This is a genomic window from Arsukibacterium sp. UBA3155 (genome assembly GCA_002364615.1).
Classification (GTDB): Bacteria; Pseudomonadota; Gammaproteobacteria; order Enterobacterales; family Alteromonadaceae; genus Alishewanella.
On record DEYP01000016.1, the window covers coordinates 131,878 to 155,402 of the forward strand.

The 23,525-nt window shown below is 49.2% G+C and carries 20 protein-coding genes; 15 read left to right on the forward strand and 5 right to left on the reverse strand.

Annotated features, from left to right (window positions below):
• Positions 1-7 precede the first annotated feature (7 nt).
• On the forward strand, positions 8-2,455 hold the full coding sequence (gene pbpC / locus B2X65_RS07135) for a penicillin-binding protein 1C (protein ID WP_290611564.1): 2,448 nt from the start codon (positions 8-10) through the stop codon (positions 2,453-2,455).
• On the opposite strand, the gene egtD is transcribed toward pbpC, so the two are convergent.
• The gene (gene egtD / locus B2X65_RS07140) at positions 2,452-3,438 is read right to left on the reverse strand and encodes an L-histidine N(alpha)-methyltransferase (protein WP_290611566.1); all 987 of its coding nucleotides are present in this window, start codon (positions 3,436-3,438) and stop codon (positions 2,452-2,454) included. The two genes, pbpC and egtD, sit on opposite strands and share 4 nt — an antisense overlap.
• On the reverse strand, positions 3,438-4,703 hold the full coding sequence (egtB, locus tag B2X65_RS07145; protein WP_290611567.1) for an ergothioneine biosynthesis protein EgtB: 1,266 nt from the start codon (positions 4,701-4,703) through the stop codon (positions 3,438-3,440). The genes egtD and egtB overlap by 1 nt, the downstream gene beginning before the upstream one ends.
• A 178-nt stretch (positions 4,704-4,881) precedes the next feature.
• Between egtB and B2X65_RS07150 the strand changes: the two genes are divergently transcribed.
• Together B2X65_RS07150 and rlmC are read left to right on the forward strand one after the other, a co-directional pair.
• Complete coding sequence (locus tag B2X65_RS07150) at positions 4,882-6,249, forward strand: amidohydrolase family protein (protein WP_290611569.1); 1,368 nt, start codon at positions 4,882-4,884, stop codon at positions 6,247-6,249.
• Between the two features lie 75 nt (positions 6,250-6,324).
• The gene (gene rlmC, locus B2X65_RS07155) at positions 6,325-7,470 is read left to right on the forward strand and encodes a 23S rRNA (uracil(747)-C(5))-methyltransferase RlmC (protein WP_290611571.1); all 1,146 of its coding nucleotides are present in this window, start codon (positions 6,325-6,327) and stop codon (positions 7,468-7,470) included.
• Here the strand turns inward: rlmC and B2X65_RS07160 are convergent.
• On the reverse strand, positions 7,467-7,778 hold the full coding sequence (locus B2X65_RS07160; protein WP_290611572.1) for a hypothetical protein: 312 nt from the start codon (positions 7,776-7,778) through the stop codon (positions 7,467-7,469). The two genes, rlmC and B2X65_RS07160, sit on opposite strands and share 4 nt — an antisense overlap.
• A gap of 138 nt (positions 7,779-7,916) precedes the next feature.
• Between B2X65_RS07160 and imuA the strand changes: the two genes are divergently transcribed.
• The 5 genes from imuA to B2X65_RS07185 all read left to right on the forward strand — a co-directional run bounded on the left by imuA (position 7,917) and on the right by B2X65_RS07185 (position 14,232).
• Positions 7,917-8,645: a translesion DNA synthesis-associated protein ImuA gene (imuA, locus tag B2X65_RS07165; protein ID WP_290611573.1), complete on the forward strand. Its 729-nt coding sequence runs from the start codon at positions 7,917-7,919 to the stop codon at positions 8,643-8,645.
• Between the two features lies 1 nt (position 8,646).
• Positions 8,647-10,074: a Y-family DNA polymerase gene (locus B2X65_RS07170; RefSeq protein WP_290611574.1), complete on the forward strand. Its 1,428-nt coding sequence runs from the start codon at positions 8,647-8,649 to the stop codon at positions 10,072-10,074.
• Between the two features lie 14 nt (positions 10,075-10,088).
• Positions 10,089-13,250, forward strand: coding sequence for an error-prone DNA polymerase (locus tag B2X65_RS07175; RefSeq protein ID WP_290611575.1), 3,162 nt, complete (start codon positions 10,089-10,091; stop codon positions 13,248-13,250).
• 85 nt (positions 13,251-13,335) lie between these two features.
• Positions 13,336-13,764 (forward strand): YqaA family protein, encoded by a 429-nt coding sequence (locus tag B2X65_RS07180; RefSeq protein ID WP_290611577.1) that lies wholly within the window; start codon positions 13,336-13,338, stop codon positions 13,762-13,764.
• Between the two features lie 75 nt (positions 13,765-13,839).
• Positions 13,840-14,232, forward strand: coding sequence for a DUF2750 domain-containing protein (locus B2X65_RS07185; protein WP_290611578.1), 393 nt, complete (start codon positions 13,840-13,842; stop codon positions 14,230-14,232).
• A 29-nt stretch (positions 14,233-14,261) separates the two neighbouring features.
• Here the strand turns inward: B2X65_RS07185 and B2X65_RS07190 are convergent, their stop codons facing one another.
• Both B2X65_RS07190 and B2X65_RS07195 read right to left on the reverse strand, forming a co-directional pair.
• Positions 14,262-15,242 carry a 2-hydroxyacid dehydrogenase gene (locus B2X65_RS07190; RefSeq protein ID WP_290611579.1) on the reverse strand — a complete coding sequence of 327 codons (981 nt, stop codon included), beginning with the start codon at positions 15,240-15,242 and terminating at the stop codon, positions 14,262-14,264.
• Positions 15,243-15,323: 81 nt separating this feature from the next.
• Positions 15,324-15,803: a glutathione peroxidase gene (locus tag B2X65_RS07195; protein ID WP_290611580.1), complete on the reverse strand. Its 480-nt coding sequence runs from the start codon at positions 15,801-15,803 to the stop codon at positions 15,324-15,326.
• Between the two features lie 120 nt (positions 15,804-15,923).
• Between B2X65_RS07195 and B2X65_RS07200 the strand changes: the two genes are divergently transcribed.
• The 7 genes from B2X65_RS07200 (at position 15,924) to B2X65_RS07230 (ending at position 23,524) form a co-directional block, all read left to right on the forward strand.
• On the forward strand, positions 15,924-16,805 hold the full coding sequence (locus B2X65_RS07200; RefSeq protein WP_290611581.1) for an NAD(P)-dependent oxidoreductase: 882 nt from the start codon (positions 15,924-15,926) through the stop codon (positions 16,803-16,805).
• A gap of 89 nt (positions 16,806-16,894) precedes the next feature.
• Entirely contained in the window at positions 16,895-17,590 is a 696-nt protein-coding gene (locus tag B2X65_RS07205) for an RDD family protein (protein WP_290611583.1), read from the forward strand.
• Positions 17,587-18,528, forward strand: coding sequence for a stage II sporulation protein M (locus B2X65_RS07210; RefSeq protein WP_290611584.1), 942 nt, complete (start codon positions 17,587-17,589; stop codon positions 18,526-18,528). Before B2X65_RS07205 ends, B2X65_RS07210 begins: the two co-directional genes overlap by 4 nt.
• Complete coding sequence (locus B2X65_RS07215; RefSeq protein ID WP_290611585.1) at positions 18,518-20,071, forward strand: hypothetical protein; 1,554 nt, start codon at positions 18,518-18,520, stop codon at positions 20,069-20,071. The genes B2X65_RS07210 and B2X65_RS07215 overlap by 11 nt, the downstream gene beginning before the upstream one ends.
• Entirely contained in the window at positions 20,068-21,225 is a 1,158-nt protein-coding gene (locus tag B2X65_RS07220) for a hypothetical protein (protein ID WP_290611586.1), read from the forward strand. The genes B2X65_RS07215 and B2X65_RS07220 overlap by 4 nt, the downstream gene beginning before the upstream one ends.
• On the forward strand, positions 21,222-22,196 hold the full coding sequence (locus tag B2X65_RS07225) for an AAA family ATPase (RefSeq protein WP_290611588.1): 975 nt from the start codon (positions 21,222-21,224) through the stop codon (positions 22,194-22,196). Before B2X65_RS07220 ends, B2X65_RS07225 begins: the two co-directional genes overlap by 4 nt.
• The gene (locus tag B2X65_RS07230) at positions 22,193-23,524 is read left to right on the forward strand and encodes a DUF58 domain-containing protein (RefSeq protein WP_290611590.1); all 1,332 of its coding nucleotides are present in this window, start codon (positions 22,193-22,195) and stop codon (positions 23,522-23,524) included. Before B2X65_RS07225 ends, B2X65_RS07230 begins: the two co-directional genes overlap by 4 nt.
• Position 23,525: the final 1 nt, after the last annotated feature.

Below are 23,525 nucleotides of genomic sequence, written 5' to 3' on the forward strand. Positions count from 1 at the left end.
GTTCGCCATGCGTAGCATGATCAGCTTTCAGCTTTGGGCCAACAAATGCATCCGCTACCTTCGATGGCTGACTTTAGCGCTGCTTAGTTTGTTGGTAGCCGGATTGCTGGTCTTTACGCTGCTGCTTGTGCTATCAGCCAGGCCCGATTTATATGCGGGTTATCAGCAGGGTAGCGCTTACTTTGATAGCAATGGTCAGCTTTTGAGTTTACGGTTAGCACCCGATCAGCGCTACCGTTTAAAGCTGCCACTGGCTGAGATTGCGCCGGTACTGCAGCAAGCGACCATTTTGTACGAAGATCGCCGCTTTTATCAACATTATGGTCTTGATATAGCCGCAGTTGGCCGGGCATTCTGGCAAAGTGTGGTGTTAAATGGTCGCCGTCAGGGGGCGTCAACCCTGAGTATGCAATTAGCGCGACTGCGCTTTGGCCTGAATACCAGTAACATTGGTGGTAAATTGCACCAGTTAGCTTACGCGCTGTACCTTGAGCGTCATTTTACTAAAAGTGAACTGCTGGAAGCTTATTTTAACTACGCGCCTTATGGTGGCAATATTGAAGGTGTTGCCGCCGCCAGCCTGATTTATTTTGGCAAAGAGGCCAGTCAGCTGACATTAGCTGAAGCGCTGGCATTAAGCGTTATTCCGCAAAATCCTACTAAACGTAGCCCGTTAAGTATTGAAGGTCAGCAGCAACTGGAGCTGGCCCGGCAGCGACTTATTACAATCTGGCACCAGCAGCCGTTTCTGCACGCAGCCAATGACACAGCCGTACAACTGCCGCCGTTAGATTTACCGCTGCGCTATTTAAACCGGGCAGAGATACCACAATACGCGCCGCACTTTATTAATCAGTTGCGGGCACAGGGCTTGCAGCGGGGGCGCTTTTACAGCAGTTTACAGTTACCTCTGCAGCAACGCTTTGAACAGCAGCTAAACCAGTATTTAATACGCCGGCAAGACAAAGGCATTAATAACGGCAGTGTGTTACTGATCAAGCGCAGTACCCTGCAGGTGCAAGCGTGGCTGGGCTCGGCAGATTTTAATAATGAGGTTATTGCTGGCCAGGTTGATGGTGTTAGCGCCCCCCGCTCGCCAGGCTCCGCCTTAAAACCCTTTGTGTATGCGCTGGCGCTGCAGCAGGGACTTATTCACCCGAAAACCTTACTGACAGATTTACCACGGCGTTATGGCAGCTTTAACCCGGAAAACTTTGACCGTCAGTTTGCCGGACCGCTGCCGGCTACCGAGGCGCTGATTAACAGCCGCAATCTGCCTGCGGTACAATTACAGGCAGAGCTGCAGCAGCCCGATTTTTATCAGTGGCTGCAGACGGCAGGAGTGCCGCTGGAGCAACCCGCCAGCCATTATGGTTTAGCACTGGTACTCGGTGGCATGGAGCTTAGCATGGCACAGCTGGTGCAGTTATATGCCATGCTGGGTAATGGTGGGGACTGGCAAGCCCTGGCCTGGCAACAGCAACCTGCGCGTGAACGGTTAGCACAGCCTATATTAAGAGAAAAAGTGTTAAGCGCCGAGGCAGCCTTCTTAACCCTGGATATGTTGCGCCAGCACCCCAGGGTACAAAACGGTTTACTAAGCAAGTTGACGGCGCAAAGGCCTGTTGCCTGGAAAACCGGTACATCGTATGCGTTTCGTGATGCCTGGGCCATTGCCCTTAGCGGTGATTATGTGCTGGCAGTGTGGTTGGGTAATTTTGATGGCAGCAGTAACTCTAATTTAGTCGGGCGCACGGCAGCCGGGCCACTATTGTTTGAGTTGCTGGCGTTATTGCCGGAGAACCCGCAGCATAACCAGCAATTATTCAGCCCGGCAATACATTTAAACCTGAAAAAAGTAGAGCTGTGCAGTGTTAGTGGCGATTTGCCTAATAAGTATTGTCCGCAAACCGAGTCAGGCTGGTTTATTCCGGGCGTATCACCGATTAGGGTCTCTGACATACACCGGGCCGTACCCATTAATATGGCCAGTGGCCTCAGAGCTTGTGTTCACCAGCCCGGCATTACCGAGCTGAAGGTTTTTGAGTTCTGGCCATCGGAGATCAGTATGGCTATGCAGCAATCTGGCATTGTCCTGGCGCAGCCACCGCGTTACCTGCAAGCGTGTTCCGGTAAGCAGATGTTAAACCATCAGGCGCCACAAATTCGCTCACCCCAGGCCCGGCTAAGTTACGTGATAAAACAACAAGATTTGCAGCAACACACCTCAGATATAGACTCGGCGACACGCCTTAGCCAAATTGCCCTGCAAGCCAGCTTTGATGGCACCGTAACCCGGGCGCACTGGTTTGCCAATAGTCGTTACCTTGGCGCAGTAACCCCTGGCGAGACCTTATTCTGGCAAGGGCAGCCAGGCAAGGTGCAACTAACCGTGGTGGATGACTTAGGTGGTGCTGCCAGTGTCACCATCAACGTTAGCGAGGCCAGCCTTTAATTGTGGTTTCGCAGCAGGTACGTAGCGAATAAATCCTTTTCTGCCAGCCAGGTCTGCTCTACGTGCCAGCCGGCACTTGTGGCCAGCTGGCAAAATTCGTCAGGGGTATATTTGTAAGAATTTTCGGTATGAATACTTTCACCCGCTGCGAACGATACCGCTGTACCAAACACATCAACCACATGTTCAGCAGTGCTGACCAGATGCATTTCTACCCGGCCCTGTCCGGCATTATAAAAGGCGTAATGCTCGAAGTTCTCCGGCACAAAGTTGGCGCCAAGTTCACGGTTAATCCTGCTTAAAATATTGCGGTTAAATTTGGCAGTAATGCCATTGGCATCATTGTATGCGCGGTGCAGATAGTACGGGGATTTTTTAGTATCAACACCGATCAGCAAATGGCTGTCTGGCCCCAGCGTGCAGCGGGCATTTTCTAAAAAGCTGGCAGCCTGGGCAGGACAAAAGTTGCCAATAGTAGACCCCGGAAAAAAGCCTATTTTTTGTTGATTGTGAAGCGCCGGCAGTTCAACCGGAAAGCAAAAATCACCTACCACGGGCTTAACGGTTAAATCGGGATAATCAGATTGTAACTGCTGACAGGCCAACTCCAGATGGATGCCACTGATATCAATCGGGATAAATTGCCGAATACCGGGCATGGCGCTTAGTAATGGTTTAATTTTAATTAGCGAACCGGCACCGAATTCGACGATGGTACAGTCTGTGGGGAAAGTGTTGGCTAAATCTGAGGCAACCTTCGGCAGTAAGTTGAGCTCAGTTTGATAAGGATAGTACTCTTCAAGCTGACAAATCTGGTCAAAAAAATCGGAGCCTTGCTGATCATAAAAGTATTTGGCATGCAGTTGTTTCTGAGGCAATGCCAGACCACTGATCACATCATCAGCGAAATTGCGATCCACAGCCGGGATAAACGGGGTGATGTTTAAATCTGAGGCTGGATAAAACGAGAGTGCTGTTGTCATTATTGATCCTCCGCCAATCTCAGGCCGCTAAATTGCCAGCGCTGATGTGGATAAAAAAAGTTGCGGTAACTACTGCGTAATTGCTGGCGGGGTGATGCACAGGACCCTCCGCGCAGCACAAACTGATTTGCCATAAATTTGCCATTATATTCGGCCAGCTCGCCCTGGGCTGCCGTAAAGCCGGGGTAGCCAGTGTAAGGGCTTTGCGTCCACTCCCAAACATCACCAAACAGTTTGTCAAAGCCGGTCTTACTGGTGCACGCTGTGGGCTGCCAGATATGTTGTTCCAGAAAATTAGCGCTGTGCAGGTTTTGTGGCTGCTTGGCAGCAACGACTTCCCATTCCTGCTCCCGCGGTAAGCGTTTCCCGGCCCAGCGGGCATAAGCATCGGCTTCGTAATAACTGATATGGCATACCGGCGCAGCGGGGTTTAGCGGTTGCAAACCATTTAAGCCAAAGCTGAACCAGCGTTGTTGCTGCTGTTGCCAGTAAAGTGGTGCATGCCAGCCTTGCTGCTGGGCACAATGCCAGCCGTCGGAAAGCCACAATAACGGATTTTGATAACCACCATCATCGATAAACTGTTGCCACTCGCCATTGGTTACCGGCTGGCTGGCCAGTTTAAACGGCTGCAAATAAACCTGGTGGCGCGGGTTTTCACAATCATAACTAAAGCCTTCATTACTGGCACCTATCTGCAGCAAGCCGCCCTGATGGCTTAGCATTAGCGGTGCTGGTGCTTGGCCGTCAGAAAAAGCTGCGGTTTGCTGCTGCAGTGCCGGCGCCAGCGGGTTAGCTGACAATAAATGCAGTATGTCGGTTAGCATTAATTCCTGGTGCTGCATTTCATGGTGTAAACCCAGGGTAAGTAATGCTGCAACCTCAGGCAACTGGCGCTCAAGTAAAGCAACCATATGCGTTTCAATATGCTGGCGGTAAGCCAGAATATCTTTTAGCGGTGGCCGGGTCAGTAAACCCCGGGCGGGGCGGGCATGTCTGGGGCCGACGGCATCATAATAAGAATTGAATAAATACTGATAGTCTGGATTAAACAGCTGATATTCATCATGGTGTTGCTGCAAAATAAAATGCTCGTAGAACCAGCTGGTGTGGGCCAGGTGCCACTTTAACGGACTGGCATCTGGCATAGATTGCACCACCATATCTTCAGCGGTTAACCCCTCGGTTAACGCCAGGGTCTGACGGCGCACCCGCTGAAATTGATTAATGGCGCTGTGTTGCGGATCAGTGCTACTAAAATCCATTTTGTTCCTCGCGTCACGCAGTTATTTTTAAGTTTAGCAGGCATATTGTGTTAATGCAGGGTTGCAATTTTAATTGCCAGACCAATACGCGGTTTTATCAGTTAAAACGATTGGTCTAATCGCAGTAATGCAGCTAAGTTGAAACAGAACTTACTAAAAAAATAAACTGAGAGATTTGATGATGCGGTTAATAATTATAACGATAAGTTTATGGCTGATGGTCTGTGATGTCATGGCCGCAAATACAGCCTTAGTTGGAGGTCGGCTGATTGACGGCTATGGTAATCCTCCTTTGGCCAACAGCGTTATTTTGATAAAAGACGATACGATCGTTCAGGTTGGTACGGTAGCAACTTTGCCAATACCTGAAGGCTATCTGGTTATTTCAACTGAGGGGATGGATGTATTACCCGGTTTGTGGGAAAGCCATGCCCACCTGATGTTAAATGGTCATGCCGATTATGTACATTGGGATAAAACCTATATAAACCGGCTGTCAGATGAAATTATGCCAGCCAGCGCCTTACAGTTATTATTAGCGGGGGTTACCAGTGCCCGGGACTTAGGGGCTCCGCTTGAAGATTCGATCAATATTAAACAACGAATAGCGTCAGGTAAAATACCCGGCCCTCGTTTGTTTGTGTCAGGGCCTTTTTTGCAGCATAAAGCTTATCCTGGTACTGAGGCATTTCGCTGGAGTATTAATAGCGTTAAGGATGCCCGGCAAAAAGTAGACAAACTGGCCGAGGCGGGTGTTGATATAATCAAGCTTATCGATCAGGACAAAATGAGCCTGCAGGAAGCTCAGGCAATTGTCGAGCAAGCACACAAACACGGCTTAAAAGTGGTAGCCCATGCACACCGGCCGGATGAGATACGGCGTGGGCTGGCTATTGGCGTGGATAACTTTGAACATACCGGCCTGACAACCGCTCCGGGATTCCCGGAAGATGTACTCACCCAGCTTAAAGAGCGCACTGCCACCGGTCGTGTGGCAGGGGGGCCCTTGTTCTGGACACCGACAGTAGAAGGTTTATGGAACTATGATGCTATGGTGGCGAACCCGGAACATCTGGATGCAGATTGCTGGCAGCGTGGCCTTAAGCCCGATACGATCGCTGATATTAAGCAGTCTTTACAACAGCCAGGCAAGTTGAGTTACATGCAACTAACGCCACTGAGAAAGCCGACATTAAAAAATAAAATTACTCAGTTAAAAGAAGCTGGTGTGGTATTTTTGGTTGGAACAGACAGTGGTATACCTACTAAATTTCATTGCCAGAGTACCTGGAATGAGCTGGCAGTATGGGTTGAAGTGATGGAGATATCCGCTATGGATAGCTTACGGGCAGCAACATACTGGCCTGCTGTAATGATGGGGGTATCAGATAAGTTAGGCACGGTCAGTGAAGGTAAGTATGCAGATATTATTGCCGTAAAAGGCGATGTGTTGCGTTATATTAACCGGCTGTCAGATGTCAGCCTGGTCATGAAAAACGGGGTGATTTATAAAAAAGACGGCCAGGTAGTGGAAAGTGCTTTGTGAATTAACTTCCGCTGTTAATGCTTGGTGGCAACACAATCTGTCGTTAAACTATCTCAATTCGATTTGAGGTTAGTTATGCATTGCCACCACTTTCATGCTAAACGTTGTCAATCCTGCCAGTGGCTGGCAAAACCTTATTCACAGCAACTGGCCGATAAGCAGCAGCAGCTTGTAACCTTGCTGGAGTCTTTTCAGTCAGCACAAGTGCTGGACCCGGTGGCCAGTGAGCAGCAGGGCTTTCGTTATAAAGCGAAAATGGTGGTGCTTGGCAGTGTTGCAGCACCAACTCTGGGTATTACTAATCCACAGGGTGAGCAGGTCGATTTGGCTGATTGCCCGTTATATCCGGCCAGTTTTGCGCCGGTATTTAGCTTGTGCAAAGCCTTTATCAGCCGCGCTGGCCTTACCCCTTATGATATTGCCAGCCGCCGTGGTGAGCTGAAATATATTCTGCTTAGCCAGAGCTTGCACAGCGGCCGCTTTATGCTGCGCTTTGTACTGCGTTCTAAAAACTGTTTGGCAGCGATTATCAAGCATTTACCTTGGTTATCGCAGCAATTGCCTGAACTTGAGCTTTGTTCGGTGAATTTGCAGCCGGCTGCCGCAGCTATTCTGGAAGGTGCTGAGGAGATAGTCTTAACCGGGCAAACGGTGCTGGCAGAGCAGCTGAATCAGGTGCCGTTGTACCTGCAGCCGCAAAGTTTTTTTCAGACTCAGCCAGTAGTAGCGGCCAGCCTGTATCGCACAGCAGCACAATGGGCTGAGGAATTGCAGCAACAGCAAGGACCATTTAGCCAGATCTGGGATTTATTTTGCGGGGTCGGTGGCTTTGGCCTGCATATGGTAAAACCCGGCCAAAGTCTGATGGGAATTGAGATTGCGCCGGCAGCCATTGCCAGTGCTAAACGTTCAGCGGCTGAACTGGGCTTGCTCAATGTCAGCTTTCAGGCGCTGGATGCGACGGCTTTTGCTAAAGCAGCCGCAGTCGCACCCGATTTACTGGTAGTAAACCCACCCCGGCGCGGTCTGGGGCAAAAGCTATGTCAGGATATTGAGCGGCTTTCACCACAGTGGTTAATGTACTCCAGTTGTAATGCGCAGAGCCTGACTCAGGATCTGAAACACCTGACCGGTTATCAAGTGCTGAAAGTACAGCTGTTTGATATGTTCGCCCACAGCAGCCATTCTGAAGTTCTGACCCTGTTACATAGAAAGTGTTAGCGCTTACCTTCCAAAATTCGGACGATTTCCCGGCTGTGTTCAAATAGCTCAATGACTGTGCCTTCAATCTGCACGGTAATAATACCATCGGCATTAGGCTTTCTCAGTACCGTGCTACGACGATAGTAATCATCAGCAAGAAACTGACCAGCAGAGAGTTTCTTCTGCCAGCCTGGTGGCAGGGGTTTACCGCTTTCCACTTTTTTTGCCAGGCCTGGTGGCAGTGATTTATCGTGATCGGGTTTAGCCATAAGCGGCTGACTTAACACTAAAGCAAAACTGCAAATAACAAAAATAGTACTTTTCATGGTGACACTCCTGTTCGGTTATAACCAAGTTGTAGCCCCCTTGAGCTTAATGCCAGCTTAATTCTCTGGCTTATCATATTTGCATCTGCCATTTCATTAGATATACTGTATTAATATACAGTATTTTGGTGGTGGTTTATGTCAGCGCTTCTAGATCAACTAAGCCGACGTCAGTTGGTATGGCATGACGATAGCCAGCAACTTGCTTATCAGGCGGTTAGCTCAGGCTATCCTGAACTGGATCAGCAGTTAGCTGGCGGCTTGCCGGCAACCGGCCTGATTGATATCCAAACCGAAGCCGGTATAGGCGAGCTGCGCCTACTGTTACCTTATTTACAACAGCAACAACAGCAGAGCCAGCGTTTGCTGGTATTCATTGGCACACCGGCTGAGTTAAGTGCAGATATGCTGGCAGGTGCCGGGCTTGATCTCAGCCAGGTGCTGATTATCACGCCAATGAAGCAGCCGGCGGCAAACCAAAAGAACAACCAAAAGCAAAACAACCAAAAGCAAAACAACCAGCAGCAACAAGCGTTATGGGCGGCTGAGCAGTGTCTGCAAAGTGGCTGTTGCGCCAGTGTGTTGCTATGGCCTGCGGCCATCAGCTTAGCTCAGGCCCGGCGGTTACAACTGGCGGCAGAGCAGGGCGCTGCCAGCATGATTGTGTTCAGACACTGCAGCCAAACCTTAAGCCTGCCGGTGAATTTAAGTATCAGCCTGCAGCCAGATCCGTTCGGGCTGCAGTTAACGGTACTTAAACGTAAAGGGAGTTGGCCGGCGGCACCGTTTCGGGTCAGTATGCAACAGCAATGGCCAGCGTTGTGTTTAGCCGACACGACTGCACAGCCGATGCGACAGGCTGGCTGAGATGGCGTTGTTTTTATATTTGCATTTTCCGGCGCTGCAGTTAGATCATCTGCAACTTAGTGCCCAAAGCAGCAAGTTGCCGGTCGCACTGGTTGATCAGCAGCATCAGCTATTACAAATAAATGCTGCTGCAATTAATGCCGGTCTGAAACTGAAAATGGGCCTGGCCAGTGCGGCTGCGCTGTGCCCGGACTTGCAGCTGCTGCCCTATCAGCCAGAGCAGCAAGCTAAAGTACTGCATAGCGTTGCCCAGCAGCTGTATCAGGTAAGCAGTGATATAGCTTTAGATAAACCCGCCGGGCTTATTCTGCGTCTTGATGGCATGTTGCAGCTTTATGGCGGGCTTGAACCTTACTGGCAGGCACTTAGCGCAAAACTTACTGCACTGACTTACCGCTATCAGTACAGCTGTGGTGCAACGCCTTATGCAGCTAAATGCCTGGCTTATCAGCAGGCGGGGTTAATTACTGCCGATAACCGGTTGTTTAATAACGCGCTTAACAGCAGCCCGCTTAGTGCAACAGAGCTCATCCCAGCAATGCAGCTGCAAATGACCCGGCTGGGTATCCATACCCTGGGCCAGTTACAGGCTTTGCCACCGGCAGAACTGGCCCGGCGCTTCGACAGTCAGTTGCTTAGCTATCTGGGACGATTACGGGGCGATTACTATCATGCGCTGGAGTATTTGCAACCCGAGCCTGGTTTCAGCCGATATCTGGAACTGCTGTATGACATTAGCGACAGCACTGTGCTGGTTAAACCGTTAGCAACACTGCTACAACAACTGGAGCAGCAACTCAGCCAGGCCAACTGTCAGTGCTATCAGTTGCTGCTTAGCTTGTTTTTCCGGGATAATCCTCCGCTTAAGCTGAGTATCGGTTCGGCCCAGGGCGAATATAAAGCGCAGGCCTGGCTGGCATTATGTCAGCTGCAACTAGAGAACCTGCCTTTGCCCGAACCGGTGTATGGTCTGCAGTTGGATGTTAATCACTTTGCCGGCCAGCAGCATTCGACTGCAGCATTATTTAATCAGCATCAGGCCAGAATGTCGGCATTACAGCTGATATCGCTGTTGCAGGCCCGCTTAGGCCGCGCTGCCGTTACCGGTTTAACGATTCTAAACCAGCATTTACCTGAGCATGCCAGCCTGAGGAGCCTGCCGCTGCTAAAAGGCGATTTGGTTGACAACCAGACTAAAGCACAAGTTCAAGCTCAGGTATTAGCGCTTCGCCCGGCGTTTTTATTCAATAAACCCCAGCCACTGACCGAAGCAGTGACCATTAATCAGGGACCGGAACGGCTGTGTCCCGATGGCTGGCAACTAGCGGCGCAGCGTGACTATTTTATTGGCCGCAACCAGCAGGGCCAGTGGTTATGGTTATACCGCACCGCCAACCAACAATGGTTTGTGCATGGTTTATTTAGTTAAGCGCGGAAGAAGCCATGAATTACGCTGAATTGTTTTGCCAGAGCCATTTTAGTTTTTTGCAGGGCGCGTCTTCTCCAGCTGAATTGGTTACCCAGGCAGCGGCGCTCGGTTATCAGGCGCTGGCTATTACCGATGAGTGCTCGGTAGCCGGGGTAGTGCGGGCTTATCGTTGTATTAACGAGCAACAACTGGCGCTGAAGTTAATTGTCGGCAGTATGTTTAAACTGGATAAGTTGCAACTGGTGCTGCTATGTCCCGACAAGAACGCTTATAGTGAACTTTGCCGGGTCATTACCAATGCCAGGCGGCGCAGCAGCAAAGGCGACTACCAGCTAACCGAATGGGATCTGATGTCGGTTAAGCATTGTTTTATTTTATGGTTTCCCAGTGCTGATGACGACAGTGATCAATACTGGGCAAAGTGGCTGCAAAAGTATCAAACCGGTCGGCTATGGCTGGCGATGCGCCGGCACTTAAGCCATAACGAACAGGAGTTCAGTGATTATTGTCAGCAGTTGGCTTTGCAATACCAACTGCCGCTGATTTGCTGCGGTGCTGTGCTTATGCATGTGCCAGAGCGCCTGGCACTACAGCACTGTGTTAGTGCTATCAGGGTTGGTAAACCTATCCGGGAGCTTGGCCGTGAACTGCTCAGTAATGCTGAGCGCGCGCTTAGGCCCTTAGCCAAGCTGGCAAAATTATTTCCGCAAAATTGGCTTACCGAAACCAGCGCTATTGCTAAGCGCTGCAGTTTTAACCTGAGTGAACTGAAATACCAGTATCCGGCTGAGCTGGTGCCTGAGGGCGAAACGGCCAGCAGTTATCTGCAGAAATTAGTGCAAGAGGGCAGTAAAAAACGTTTTGCCGATGGAGTTCCACCACGAGTACAGGCATTAATTGATAAAGAGCTGACCCTGATCCGTGAGCTTAACTATGAATATTTTTTTCTGACCATTCACGATGTGGTGCAGTTTGCCCAAAGCCGCCAAATTTTATATCAGGGCCGTGGTTCTGCGGCTAATTCGGTGGTGTGCTATTGCCTGCAGATCACCGCGGTTGATCCCCGCCAGATACAAGTATTATTTGAGCGTTTCTTATCAAAAGAGCGACAAGAGCCGCCGGATATTGACGTTGACTTTGAGCATGAGCGGCGCGAAGAAGTGATCCAGTATTTGTATCAGAAATATGGCCGGGAACGGGCAGCTCTGGCAGCAACGGTAATCAGCTATCGGTTTAAAAGTGCCTTACGTGATGTCGGTAAAGCTCTGGGTTTACCGGTTAGTCAGCTGGATTTTCTGATTAAAAATATTCAGCGGCGTGATTCGGCTACCAGCTGGCAGCAGCAGTTGGGCGCCCTTGGGTTGGACAGTAATAGCCAGACGACCTGTCAGCTGGTGCAGTTAGTGGAAGAGCTACGTGGTTTTCCAAGGCATTTATCGCAGCATGTAGGCGGCTTCGTTATCTCCGAAGGGCCGCTGTATGAACTGGTGCCGGTAGAAAATGCCGCCATGGCCGATCGCACCGTGATCCAATGGGATAAAGATGATTTAGAAACGCTGGAATTGTTAAAAGTCGACATACTGGCACTGGGAATGCTCACTGCCATTCGTAAGTGTTTCAGTCTGGTGCAGCAACATTATCAGCGGTCGCTCAGTATTGCCGGTATTAATGCACTGGGCGATGATCCGGCGGTGTTTCAAATGATCCAACATGCCGATACCGTCGGTTTATTTCAAATTGAATCGCGGGCGCAAATGAGTATGTTACCGCGCTTAAAGCCAGCGTGTTATTACGACTTAGTGGTGCAGATTGCCATTGTCCGGCCCGGGCCTATTCAGGGTGATATGGTACATCCGTATTTAAAACGGCGAAATGGCATCGAGCCGGTTAGCTATCCATCACCGGAAGTGGAGCAGGTATTAAGCCGTACCATGGGCGTTCCTATTTTTCAGGAGCAGGTAATAGCGCTGGCGATGGTAGCTGCCGGTTTTACTGGCGGCGAAGCTGATCAGTTACGCCGGGCGATGGCCAGCTGGAAAAAAACAGGTGAGTTGTTGCAGTTTAAAGATAAGCTGATTAACGGCATGCTAAACCGCGGCTATCAGCTGGAATTTGCCGAGCGAATTTATCAGCAAATTTGTGGCTTTGGTGAATATGGTTTTCCGGAGTCGCATTCGGCCAGCTTTGCGGTGCTGGCGTATATTTCTGCCTGGTTAAAGCATTATTACCCGGCAGCGTTTTATACCGCATTGCTCAACAGCTTACCCATGGGTTTTTACAGCCCTTCGCAACTGTTACAGGATGCAAAAAGGCACAATGTCGCGGTGTTGCCGGTATGTGTTAATGGCTCATTTTGGGATTATGATTTACAGCCGCAGTCGCAGGAATATGCTATCCGGCTGGGGTTACGCCAGGTTAAAGGGCTAAGTGCGGCTGGTGCTGCTTTATTGCTTAAACACCGGCCGGCAGCAGGGTACAGCCAGCTTAGTCAGGTACGTCAGGCGGGTTTAAACAGGGCTGATTTACAGGCGCTGGCCAGTGCTAATGCTTTGATCGCAATAAGTGGCGACAGGTACAATAGTCGCTGGCAACTATTGGATAAACAGCACAGCCTGCCGCTGTTTGCGGATGAAACAGAATGTAACCCAATCGCTATAGCTGACGAAACTTTTAATACAAAAGCTCATCCGGCGTTAGCAGAAACATCGTCAGGCTATAACCTATCGACGCTGCAACGTGGCCAGTTAGCCGCACCTACCGCGATAGAAGAAGTACTGGAAGATTATGCCGCTACCGGCCTGAGCTTGCAGCAACACCCGATAGCGTTATTGCGCCAGGCAGGTAAATTGCCGCGCTCGGTTCCTGCTGCAGCATTAACTGAAGTGCGACATAAAAGTCCGGTGCGGATTAGCGGCTTGGTTACTCTGCGTCAGCGCCCGGGTACTGCTGCTGGCGTGACCTTTTTATCGTTGGAAGATGAAACCGGTACTGCCAATGTGGTGGTCTGGCTTGCTACCGCACAGGCCCAGCAGCAGGCGTTTTTAACCGCGCAAATACTGCAGGTTGATGGCATTTTAGAGCGGGAGGGCGAAGTGACTCATGTCATTGCCGGCCGCCTTACCGATTTAAGCGCTGAGCTGGCCGCATTTGCCACTAAGTCGCGGGACTTTCATTAGCGGCTATTTGGCTATCACATTATTAACTTAGCCAGATAATCTGCTACAGTGCCGGCGTTATATTGTATCCGGGTGCATCATATCAGTGTTAATTCCTTATCTATCGCTTTTTGCCAGCGGCTTTATTGCCGCTACCTTATTACCTGCTTCGTCAGAATTGGTATTACTGGCATTGCAGCAGCAGGGCTATGCCGTTTTCGGTCTCTGGCTGGCAGCGACCAGCGGCAATACCCTGGGCTCATGTGTTAACTGGTATCTGGGTAAAGAGTTATTGCGTTTCCAGCATAAACGATGGTTTCCGGTTAGCCCGGCGCAGTTAGCCAAAGCCGAAACTCAGTTTAAGCGTTACGGCAGCTGGAGCCTGCTACTGGCCTGGTTACCCATAGTCGGCGACCCGCTAACTCTGGTAGCCGGCACGTTAAGGGTTCGTTTTGGTTTATTTCTACTGCTGGTTACCCTTGGTAAAGGCGCTCGCTACGCGCTGCTGTTATTTCTGGCTAGCCAACTGGGGTAAATGGTTTTTCTGTTGGCTTTATACGGGCAGATCCGTCATCATTAGCACACTTTTTTATATTTGCGGGAAACCATTATGGAATATCAATTAAGCCCTGAAGAATTAAACCGGATTGTGGCGCTGGATGCCGAGCAACGATACGACTACTTTATCCAGGCCGTGGCCGATTTAGAAGAAATCTGGATTTTAACTGATGAAGAAGGTTTTGTGCTGGTCAGCGCCGAAGAAGAGCGCTGCATTCCGGTATGGCCCCATGCTGAACTTGCACAGCAATGGATTGAAGGGGAGTGGCAACACTGCACTGCCAAGTCGATTGATGTAAAAACCTGGCTGGATAAATGGACTTCAGGTTTAATTGGTGATGATTTAGCCATTGCTGTATTGCCAGACGCCGATGGCCCGGGCGTAGTTGTCATGCCAGATGAATTGTCTGAAACCTTAATTGATGAAATGAGCGACGACGCCTGAAGCTAAGGCGCTCGCTTCTGAAACATTAATTATTGTATCAATTCGTTGCCGGTGGTATTACCGCCGGCAAATGCCATTAAATTGTCACTGGTAATACTGCTAATTTGCTGTAACGCCTCTTTGGTAAAGAAGGCCTGATGGCTGGTGATCAGCACATTAGGAAAGGTGAGTAGCCGCTTAAATACCTCATCATCTATAACTTTTTCAGATAAATTTTCAAAAAAGATATCGGCTTCCTGCTCATAAACATCTAGCCCCAAATAACCAATTTTCCGACTTTTTAAACCTTCAATTACGGTTTTAGTATTGACCAGGCCGCCGCGGCTGGTGTTAATCAGCATGACGCCATCGCGCATTTTTGCCAGCGAGTCACTATTGATCAGGTGCTTAGTGGCCGGGTTTAACGGACAGTGCAGACTAATAATATCACTCTGGGCATACAGCTCATTCAGGCTGACATAATGTCCTGCCAGCTCTGCTGCAGGCTCAATGTCATAACATAATAGTTTGCAGCCAAAGCCTTTTAAAATATGGCTGGTGGCCAGTCCAATCCGACCGGTGCCAATTATGCCAACGGTTTTGCCATGCATATTAAAACCCAGCAGGCCGTCGATAGCGAAGTTATCATCTCGTACCCGGTTAAACGCTTTATGCAGTTTGCGGTTTAGTGTTAGCATCATTGCTACGGTGTGCTCCGCTACCGCTTCAGGTGAATAGGCGGGCACTCTGGCAATCCGGATACCTAACGCTTTGGCCGTATCCAGATCCACATTGTTAAAACCGGCACAGCGCAGAGCGACCATTTCAATGCCCATTTCTGACATCTGCTGCAATACCTCTGCTGATAATTCATCGTTTACAAAGGCACAGATAGCATGACAACCCTGAGCTAACTTCACATTCAACGAGTTTAAGCGACTATCAAAATAACTGAATTGCAGGCTCGGATCCGCCCACTGCGCAAAGCCGTCCTGATCGTATTTTTTGGCACTGAACACCGCAACTTTCATCTGTCACTCCCTGCATGCAACCCTTTTAGTTAGGCTAAGTGTAGATCAGCTACCGTTTTGATAATTAGCGCCAGATCAAAGTTACAGTAAATCTTCTACTGCCTGAGCAATGCTGGCCGGTTTAGTGCGAGGGGCATAGCGTTTTACGACATCGCCTTGTTTATTAATTAAAAACTTGGTGAAATTCCACTTAATCGCACGGGTTTTTAACAGTCCGCGGGCACTGTCTTTTAAATGCTCGAACAGGGGCGCCGCTTTTACACCATTGACATTAATTTTAGCCATAACCGGAAAGCTTAAACCGTAATTTAACTGGCAAAACTGCTGAATATCGCTATTGTCGCCGGGCTCCTGGCTGCCAAACTGGTTACAAGGAAAGGCTAAAATTTCAAAGTTACGATCTTTATACTGTTGATACAATGCTTCTAATTGCTGGTACTGTGGGGTAAACCCACATTGACTGGCGGTGTTAACAATAAGTACTACTTTGCCGCGGTACGATGCCAGATCCACTTCCTGTCCCTGGCCATTTTTAACTGTAAACTGATGAATATTGGTCATTCTGCTCCCCGATTATGTTTTAAATTCTGTTATACGTTCCGATTGCTGGATCCGTCTTTCTTTTCCCTGACTAAGTTTGTAAGCTAACAACCTATCATTTCATAGCTATAAGTCATTTTTATGTCAATTAAAAGCAAAGCTAAAGTCGCCTTTATTGGTTTAGGGGTAATGGGCTACCCGATGGCCGGGTATTTACAGCAAAAAGGCTATCAGGTGTGTGTCTATAACCGCACTGCAACTAAGGCAGCATCGTGGGTTAAACAATACGGTGGCAGTCATGCGGCTACTCCGGCACAGGCTGCAGCAGACGCTGAACTGGTGTTTTTATGTGTAGGTAATGATGATGATGTTCGTTCGGTGGTCTATGGCGATGACGGTGTGCTGGCGACCATGCAGAGGCAAAGCGTGTTAACCGATCATACAACGGCCTCAGCAGAATTAGCCCGTGAGCTGCACGCGGCCTGTTTAGCGAAAGAAGTTGGTTTTTTAGATGCGCCGGTATCCGGTGGTCAGGCTGGTGCGCAGAACGGTGCTCTAACCGTTATGCTGGGCGGCAATGCCAGCGATATGGCTAAGGCAGAAGCTGCCATTATGAGTTACTCCCGCTGTGCCAAATTACTGGGGCCGGCTGGCTCTGGTCAGTTAGCGAAAATGGTTAACCAGATTTGCATCGCCGGCGTGGTACAAGGCCTGGCTGAAGCGCTGAATTTTGCCCAGAATGCCGGCTTAGATGGTGCGGCGGTAGTCGAAGTCATTTCACAGGGCGCAGCACAGTCATGGCAAATGCAAAACCGCTCTAACACCATGCTCAATGGCAAATACGATTTTGGCTTTGCGGTAGATTGGATGCGCAAAGACCTGGGCATCGCCTTAAACGAAGCGCGCAAAAATGGCAGCCACTTGCCACTGACCGCCTTAGTTGATCAGTTTTACAGCGAAGTACAACAACTGGGCGGCGGCCGCTGGGATACTTCCAGTTTGCTGGCCAGGTTAAAGCGCTGAATTTATTGTAAATAACTAAGCTTTTTCTTGCTAATTTTTGTGGCATTCGCCAAGATGTCAGCGTTTTTATTTTCGGTAAGATATAATTTTTGACTCAAAGTAACATTATTGACAACAAAATTGGTATTCAATTGCCAGAGGGCGTTAGTCTTACCCTGGTGCCTGCGGGCATTGCGGTAAGAACGGCGGCTTTTATTATTGATTTTATTTACCGGGCCTTACTTTTTACCGCTGCGGCGCTGATATTAGGTCAGGTTGGTCAGGCCGGTGAAGGTATCTTGCTGGTAATATTATTTGTCCTTAACTGGTGCTACTACATTTTTTTCGAATATCGTACCGGCAGCTCTCCCGGTAAACGAAAAATGAAGCTTAAAGTAGTGGCCGATAATGGGTTACCCGCCGGGTTTTCCGCTATTGTCCTACGTAATTTACTGCGCCCGGTCGATATGCTGCCGCTTGGCTATGCACTGGGTTTAGTATCGATGGTACTAAGCCAGAACTTCAAAAGACTGGGAGACTGGGCCGGTGGCACTATGGTGGTTTATCAGCAGCAGGTGCTACCCCTGCCAAAGATCACGGGACAGGCATTAACTCAGGCACCGCAACCGCTTGCCAGTTCAGAGCAGGCAGCAGTGTTAGATTTCTGGCTACGTCACGCCAGCTTATCTGAACAGCGACAACAAGAGCTGGCCGAGTTACTGATCAGCGCACTGGATATAGAAACGGATGACAAGGTGGCTTATCTCTGTGCCCTGGGCGCCTATTATGCGGGTGAGAAAGCATGAAACAGTCTCAGTTTGTTAAACAGCGCGAGCCACTGTGGCTGCAGCTGGAACAGGAGCTGAACGCCGGCAGTTTTACCCGGCCTGAGTTATTTCCCGCGTCGTATCGGCAACTTTGCAGCGATTTAAGCCTCGCTCGTAGTCGCCAGTATAGCCCTTTACTGATTGACCGGCTGAATCAGCTGGTTGCCGCAGGCCAGCATTATTTATATCAGAATAATCAACCGGTCTGGTTTGAACTACGCCAGCTTATCGGTATTCGTGCGCTTGAAGCTTGTTATCAGTTTCGCCGCTGGATATGGCTGAACTTAGCATTATTTTATGGCTTGGGACTGGCAGCAGCTTTATTTGTTTGCAGTTCTGCGGACAATATTAATTATTTTATGTCGGCTGCCGATCTGGAAAAGTTTACTGAGATGTATGATCCCGCCAGCAGCGGAACCGGACGCAAAGCGCAGTCAGATGTTCTGATGTTTGGCTTTTATATTTACAACAATATTGGAATTGCCTTTCAAACTTTCGCTGGTGGCATGTTGTTATGCGTTGGTGCGCTATTTTTTATTGTCTATAACGGTCTTTATCTTGGTGCTGTTGCCGGCCACATGATTAATATGGGCTTTAATGAACCGTTTTTCTCGTTTGTCATTGGCCATGGTTCAGTTGAACTGACCGCCATTGTACTGAGCGGTGCAGCAGGTTGCCGGCTCGGGTTCAGCCTGCTGGCGCCCGGTATTTATAATCGCTTTACTTCGTTAAAGCTGGTGGCCCATCAGGTTATGCCAATCGTGGTTGTCGCTTTTGTTATGTTGGTGCTGGCTGCAGGCATTGAAGCGTTCTGGTCACCCCGTCTGCTTGCTGCTGAAGTAAAGTACACGGTGGGTGCGTTTTGCTGGGCGGCAGTGTGTTACTGGTTGTACCGGGGGACCGTGCTTGGACGTTAAGCAGTTAATTATTGAGCCTCAGGTTCGTAGCCCATGGCAGGTTTTCGATCTTGCTGTGCGTTGCTATCGGCTAATGTGGTGGCCGCTTTGTATATTGTGGTTAACCACGGCAATTCCGCTGGCACTGCTGCTGGCGGTTGTTGTTGATCCTTGGCTGGCGGGTTCAATTGTCTGGCTGGCTAAACCCTTACTGGAGAGACCTTTGCTGCATTATATCAGCAGGGCGGTATTCTCCGAGCAACCCGCCATCAGGTCCTGCTTTAGCGCACTTCGAACCGGCGGTTGGTGGCAGGCGTTACTCAGTGTTACCTGGTATCGCTTTGCCTGGCGGCGGGCATTTCTGGCACCGGTGTTATTGCTGGAGCAGCAAAGAGGAGACGCCCGTCAGCAAAGATGCAGAACATTAACGCGTCTTTATAACGACCGCCAGGGGTTCTGGCTGGCTTTTTGTGTTCATCTTGAACTATTAATTTTGGTTATGATGCTGTTGCTTGGTTACAATTTTCTACCTGCAGCTCTGGTACCTGACTGGTTGAGTAGTTTGAGTTTATTAGAGAGCCATGTTGGCGGTTATATCGTGCTGAGTGCGACGCTGGTAGCATACAGCTTAGTGGCTCCGCTTTTTGTCCTGGGTGGCTTTTTGATGTACATCAATCGCCGCATTGTCCTTGAAGCATGGGATCTGGAGTTAACCTTCCGTAAAATAGCGTTGCGCCTGCAAGCGTTGACCACCGTTGCTGTCATGCTGTTGTGTTTAACCCTTGGTACGTTTCCCGAACCGTTACTGGCAGAACCGCAGCAACTTATTCCAAACATCAAGCAAGCAACTGATACAGAAAACAGCGCCGAAGCTACGTTAAATCAGAGCAGCGATAGCAACCCGGAAGCTGTAGCAACCCCGCTGTACAGTGCAGAATATAAAGCTGAGATAGAACAACAGGTTGAACAGATATATCAGCAGCACGAGTTGCTGGATTATCGTACTCGCTGGGTGACTGAAACTACCGAAGAAGTACAGACCGACAGCAGCGACTGGCTTGGTATTTTCAGCGTTATTGCTGATAGCCTTGGGGTGATTGGTTGGGTGTGTATTATCGCGCTGACCCTAGGCCTGCTGTATTGGTTATTCCAGAATTATCATCGGTTGATCCAGCCTTTTAGCAAAAAAGTGCCGTTGGCAGCACCAACCATTCCGATGATGTTCGCTGATTTACCTGCCGATATCGATAATGATGATTTACTGCTACAGGCAGCGAAATTTCAGCAGACCGGTAACGCCCGGTTAATGGCGGCGTGTTTACTGCGTTTTGCCCTGCATTATATACAACAGCATTATTCGGTAAAGCTGGCGGCAACGATGACTGAGCAAGAGTGTTTGCGGGCGATTAGCCAGGATACACCCGAGCATATAAGCCTTACCATGGCCCGGCTTATTGATTTATGGATAGCGATTGCCTGGGGGCATCAGCAGTTGACGCTTGATAATCTCGGTGTCATTTTGCAGCAGCTTAGTGTCTGGCCACAGGAGCAAAGCCCTCGATGAAAAAATGGGTTCTGGCTGGTGCTGCTGCCTTGCTGGTGTTTATTATCTGGCGTGTTAGTCAGGGGCAATGGCAACAGATTACTGAAGAGAGTGGCCTGAGCAGAGAGGCTGTCAGTCAACCTTGGTTTGCCACTGCACAGCTATTACAACAATACGAAGGTTCCTTGGCTGAGATTTCTGATAGCACTCAGTTGCGACACCTGCTGAAGTCGGCGCCGGCATCTGAACGTATCATCGTTATCAACGAAAATCTGCTGCGTTTTGAGCCCGAGTTAGCCGAACCTTTGCTGGCATGGACCCGCTCTGGTGGACATCTTGTGTATCAGTTATCTGCCCAAAACCGTAAACAGCTTGCCAATAACCGCCTGCTTGCTGCTTTTGCTATTGAGATTTCACTGGCAGAAAGTGAGGTGCAACAGTACTGGCACCGTTTCGTCAGATCGACATTCGTTGAGGCCACCGCTGAGTTTGTGCAAGGTGTGCTGAACGTGGCAGTGATGCCAGATTACCGCATTGAACACTGTGACAATCCGCTGATGACTATTATCGGCCAGGAGCAGGGGCAGCACGATGGTTATGTCGCGTGCCAGTTTGCTTCAGACAGTGGCAAAGTCACGTTCACCAGCCAGACGGTATTTATGCAAAATAGCTTGTTGGATAAAGCTGATAATGCCTTGCTTACTCTCTCGCTGATTGGCAACGCCAGCCAGATGCATGTGATGCGGGATCCCGGTACATTACTGTGGTTTCAGCGGCTGTGGTATTGGAACTGGCCGGCTTGGTTATTATTGTTGCTGACATTCTCTTTGTTAATCTGGCGAGTTGTTCAGCGTCTTTCACCCCCTGAGCAGTTACTCACTACCCGGGATAATGTTTTTGAACATCATCTTTATGCCTGTGGTAATTTTCTGGATAAACGAATGCCAGATGAATGGCTTAAGCAGCTATTGATGCAGGATATTCTGACGATTTGTGATCGGCGTTATCCCGGGTTTTCACGGTTAGCACAGCACGATCAGCAGCAGTTAATCGCAAACTGGTGTGGGCTGTCATCGGCGCAACTTAATCATTTTTTTACTCAGCCCTGGCCGGCCAGAGCCGTCGATCTTGCTGAGTATATCGGGTTCTGGCAAAAAATAAGGAAAGCAATATGACAGAGTTAGGTGTGCAGCAGACTGAGCAAATTCGTCAAACCATCTCGGCAATAAGACAGAATATTCAGCAAGTTCTGGTAGGGCAGCATGAGATTGTAGACGATGTGATTGCTGTACTGCTCGCGGGTGGTCACGTACTACTTGAAGGGGTGCCTGGCCTTGGCAAAACCTTATTGGTAAGGGCCTTAGCACGTTCTGTGGATGTTGAATTCAGCAGGATCCAATTTACACCCGATTTGATGCCATCCGATGTGGTAGGGCATAGCCTCTATAATATGGGCAAGGGCGAATTTGAACTGAAAAAAGGACCAGCCTATACCAATATTCTGCTGGCCGACGAAATTAACCGTGCACCGGCAAAAACACAGTCAGCTTTGCTGGAAGTGATGCAGGAGCTGCAAATTACCATTGATGGCACCAGCATGAAGCTGCAGGGCCCATTTATGGTAATGGCTACCCAGAACCCGCTTGATCAGGAGGGGACTTATCCACTGCCTGAAGCCGAGTTAGACCGTTTTATGGTGAAACTAAAGTTGGGATACCCCAGTCTTGAACATGAATTGCATTTGCTGCTACTGAATACTGCCGGTGAATCTAATGAATCACAGGTTAGTGGATTAAAAACCGTGATTACCCGCGACCAGCTAATGACAATGCGCAACCAGGCCACTCAGGTTCTGGTGGATGAAAAGCTCTACATGTACGCGCTGGATATCGTCAGAAAAACCAGAAGCTGGCCTGGTGTGCTCCATGGGGCAGGGGTCAGGGCCAGTATCAATATGATCAAACTGGCCAAGGTCAGAGCGCTGATGAATGGACGGGAGTTTGTAATACCGGATGACTTAAAACTGTCTGCAAAACCTATTTTACGTCATCGGATCATTTTATCTGCAGAAGCAGAGTTAGAAGGCACCAATGAAGACGATATTATCAGCGCTATCCTGATGAAGACTGAAGTACCCCGCGAATGAAACCGTTAACTATACGTCCGTCAAACCGACTTTTGCTGGCGTTGGCAGCTTTGGTTGTGCTGAGTATTGTGCTAAAAATACTTCAGAGTAGCCAGGCGGTACAGCTGGCTACGATAGGCGGACTTTTCGGGTTAATTCTTCTTAAGGGGCGTAGCGACTTTACCCGGCTCAAACGTTTACCGCCATTAACCGTGCAGCGGGAGTTACCCGACAATCTTAATCTTAACTGCGAATTTACTTATCAGCTGATTATCGAAAACCATACTGAGCAAACCCTGTTACTCAGTGCTGCCGAGAGAATGCCAGCGCATTGGTTGCGAGAGCAGCGTCAGTTTAGCAGCCGTTTGGCGGCAAAAGAAAAACTGAAGTTTACTTATCAGGTGAAACCCAGCCGGCGCGGTCTGGTTGAGCTCTCAGGTACCGATTTTCGCTTACAGCTTCCCGGTGGCTTTTGGCAGAGCAGATACCATGTTTCGGCACAACACCAGGTAAAGGTGTATCCTGATTTTTCGGTACTAATGAAATCCCCGGGACTCAGTGGTGTTGGTAATTTACCGGTGCCTGGGATTAAAGTGTTTAATAAGCGGGGTAGCGGCACCGAATTCAGGCATCTGCGCGAGTATCGACTGGGAGACAGTCAGAACCAGATTGATTGGCAGGCTTCCAGCCGGCGTCTGAAACTGATTGCCAGGGAGTTCCAGGAAGAACAAAGTCAGCAGGTTATCGTGATGCTCGACAGTGGCCGCAGAATGCATGTGGAAACGGAGATTGGCACCCACTTTGATGCCGCGTTAAGTGCTATTTTGCTATTGGCGCATTCGGTACTGAAAAATGGTGACTGGTTTAGCATGCAGTCTTTTGGCGCGACTGAGCGCTGGTTACCTAATGTCAGAAGTGTCCGGGATATCTCTAAAGTAATGCAGCATTTTTATGATTTATATCCGTCAGATATCAGCCCTGATTATCTGGTTGCTGCCAGACAACTTATTTCTAAAAAGCCAAAGCGCGCCTTGGTGTTAATAGTCACCACCTTACAGGATGAAGATTTTTCTGATTTATTACCAGCAGTTCGCTTGTTGCAGCAACATCATCTGATAGGGGTAATTCATATTGAGAACGAAGCTATTCGCCAACAGTTATCTCATAACATAACAGACAGCATTCAGGCTAAAAGTTATCTGGGTGCTGTGCAGCTTAACCAACTGTTTCAGCAGAACTGGCAACGACTGCAAAAAGAACATGTGCTTTGTATCAGCAGCAGAGCGAAGGATTTATTACCACAAAGCCTGAACGCTTACTTACGGGTGAAGCGTTCAGGCATGCTTTAAG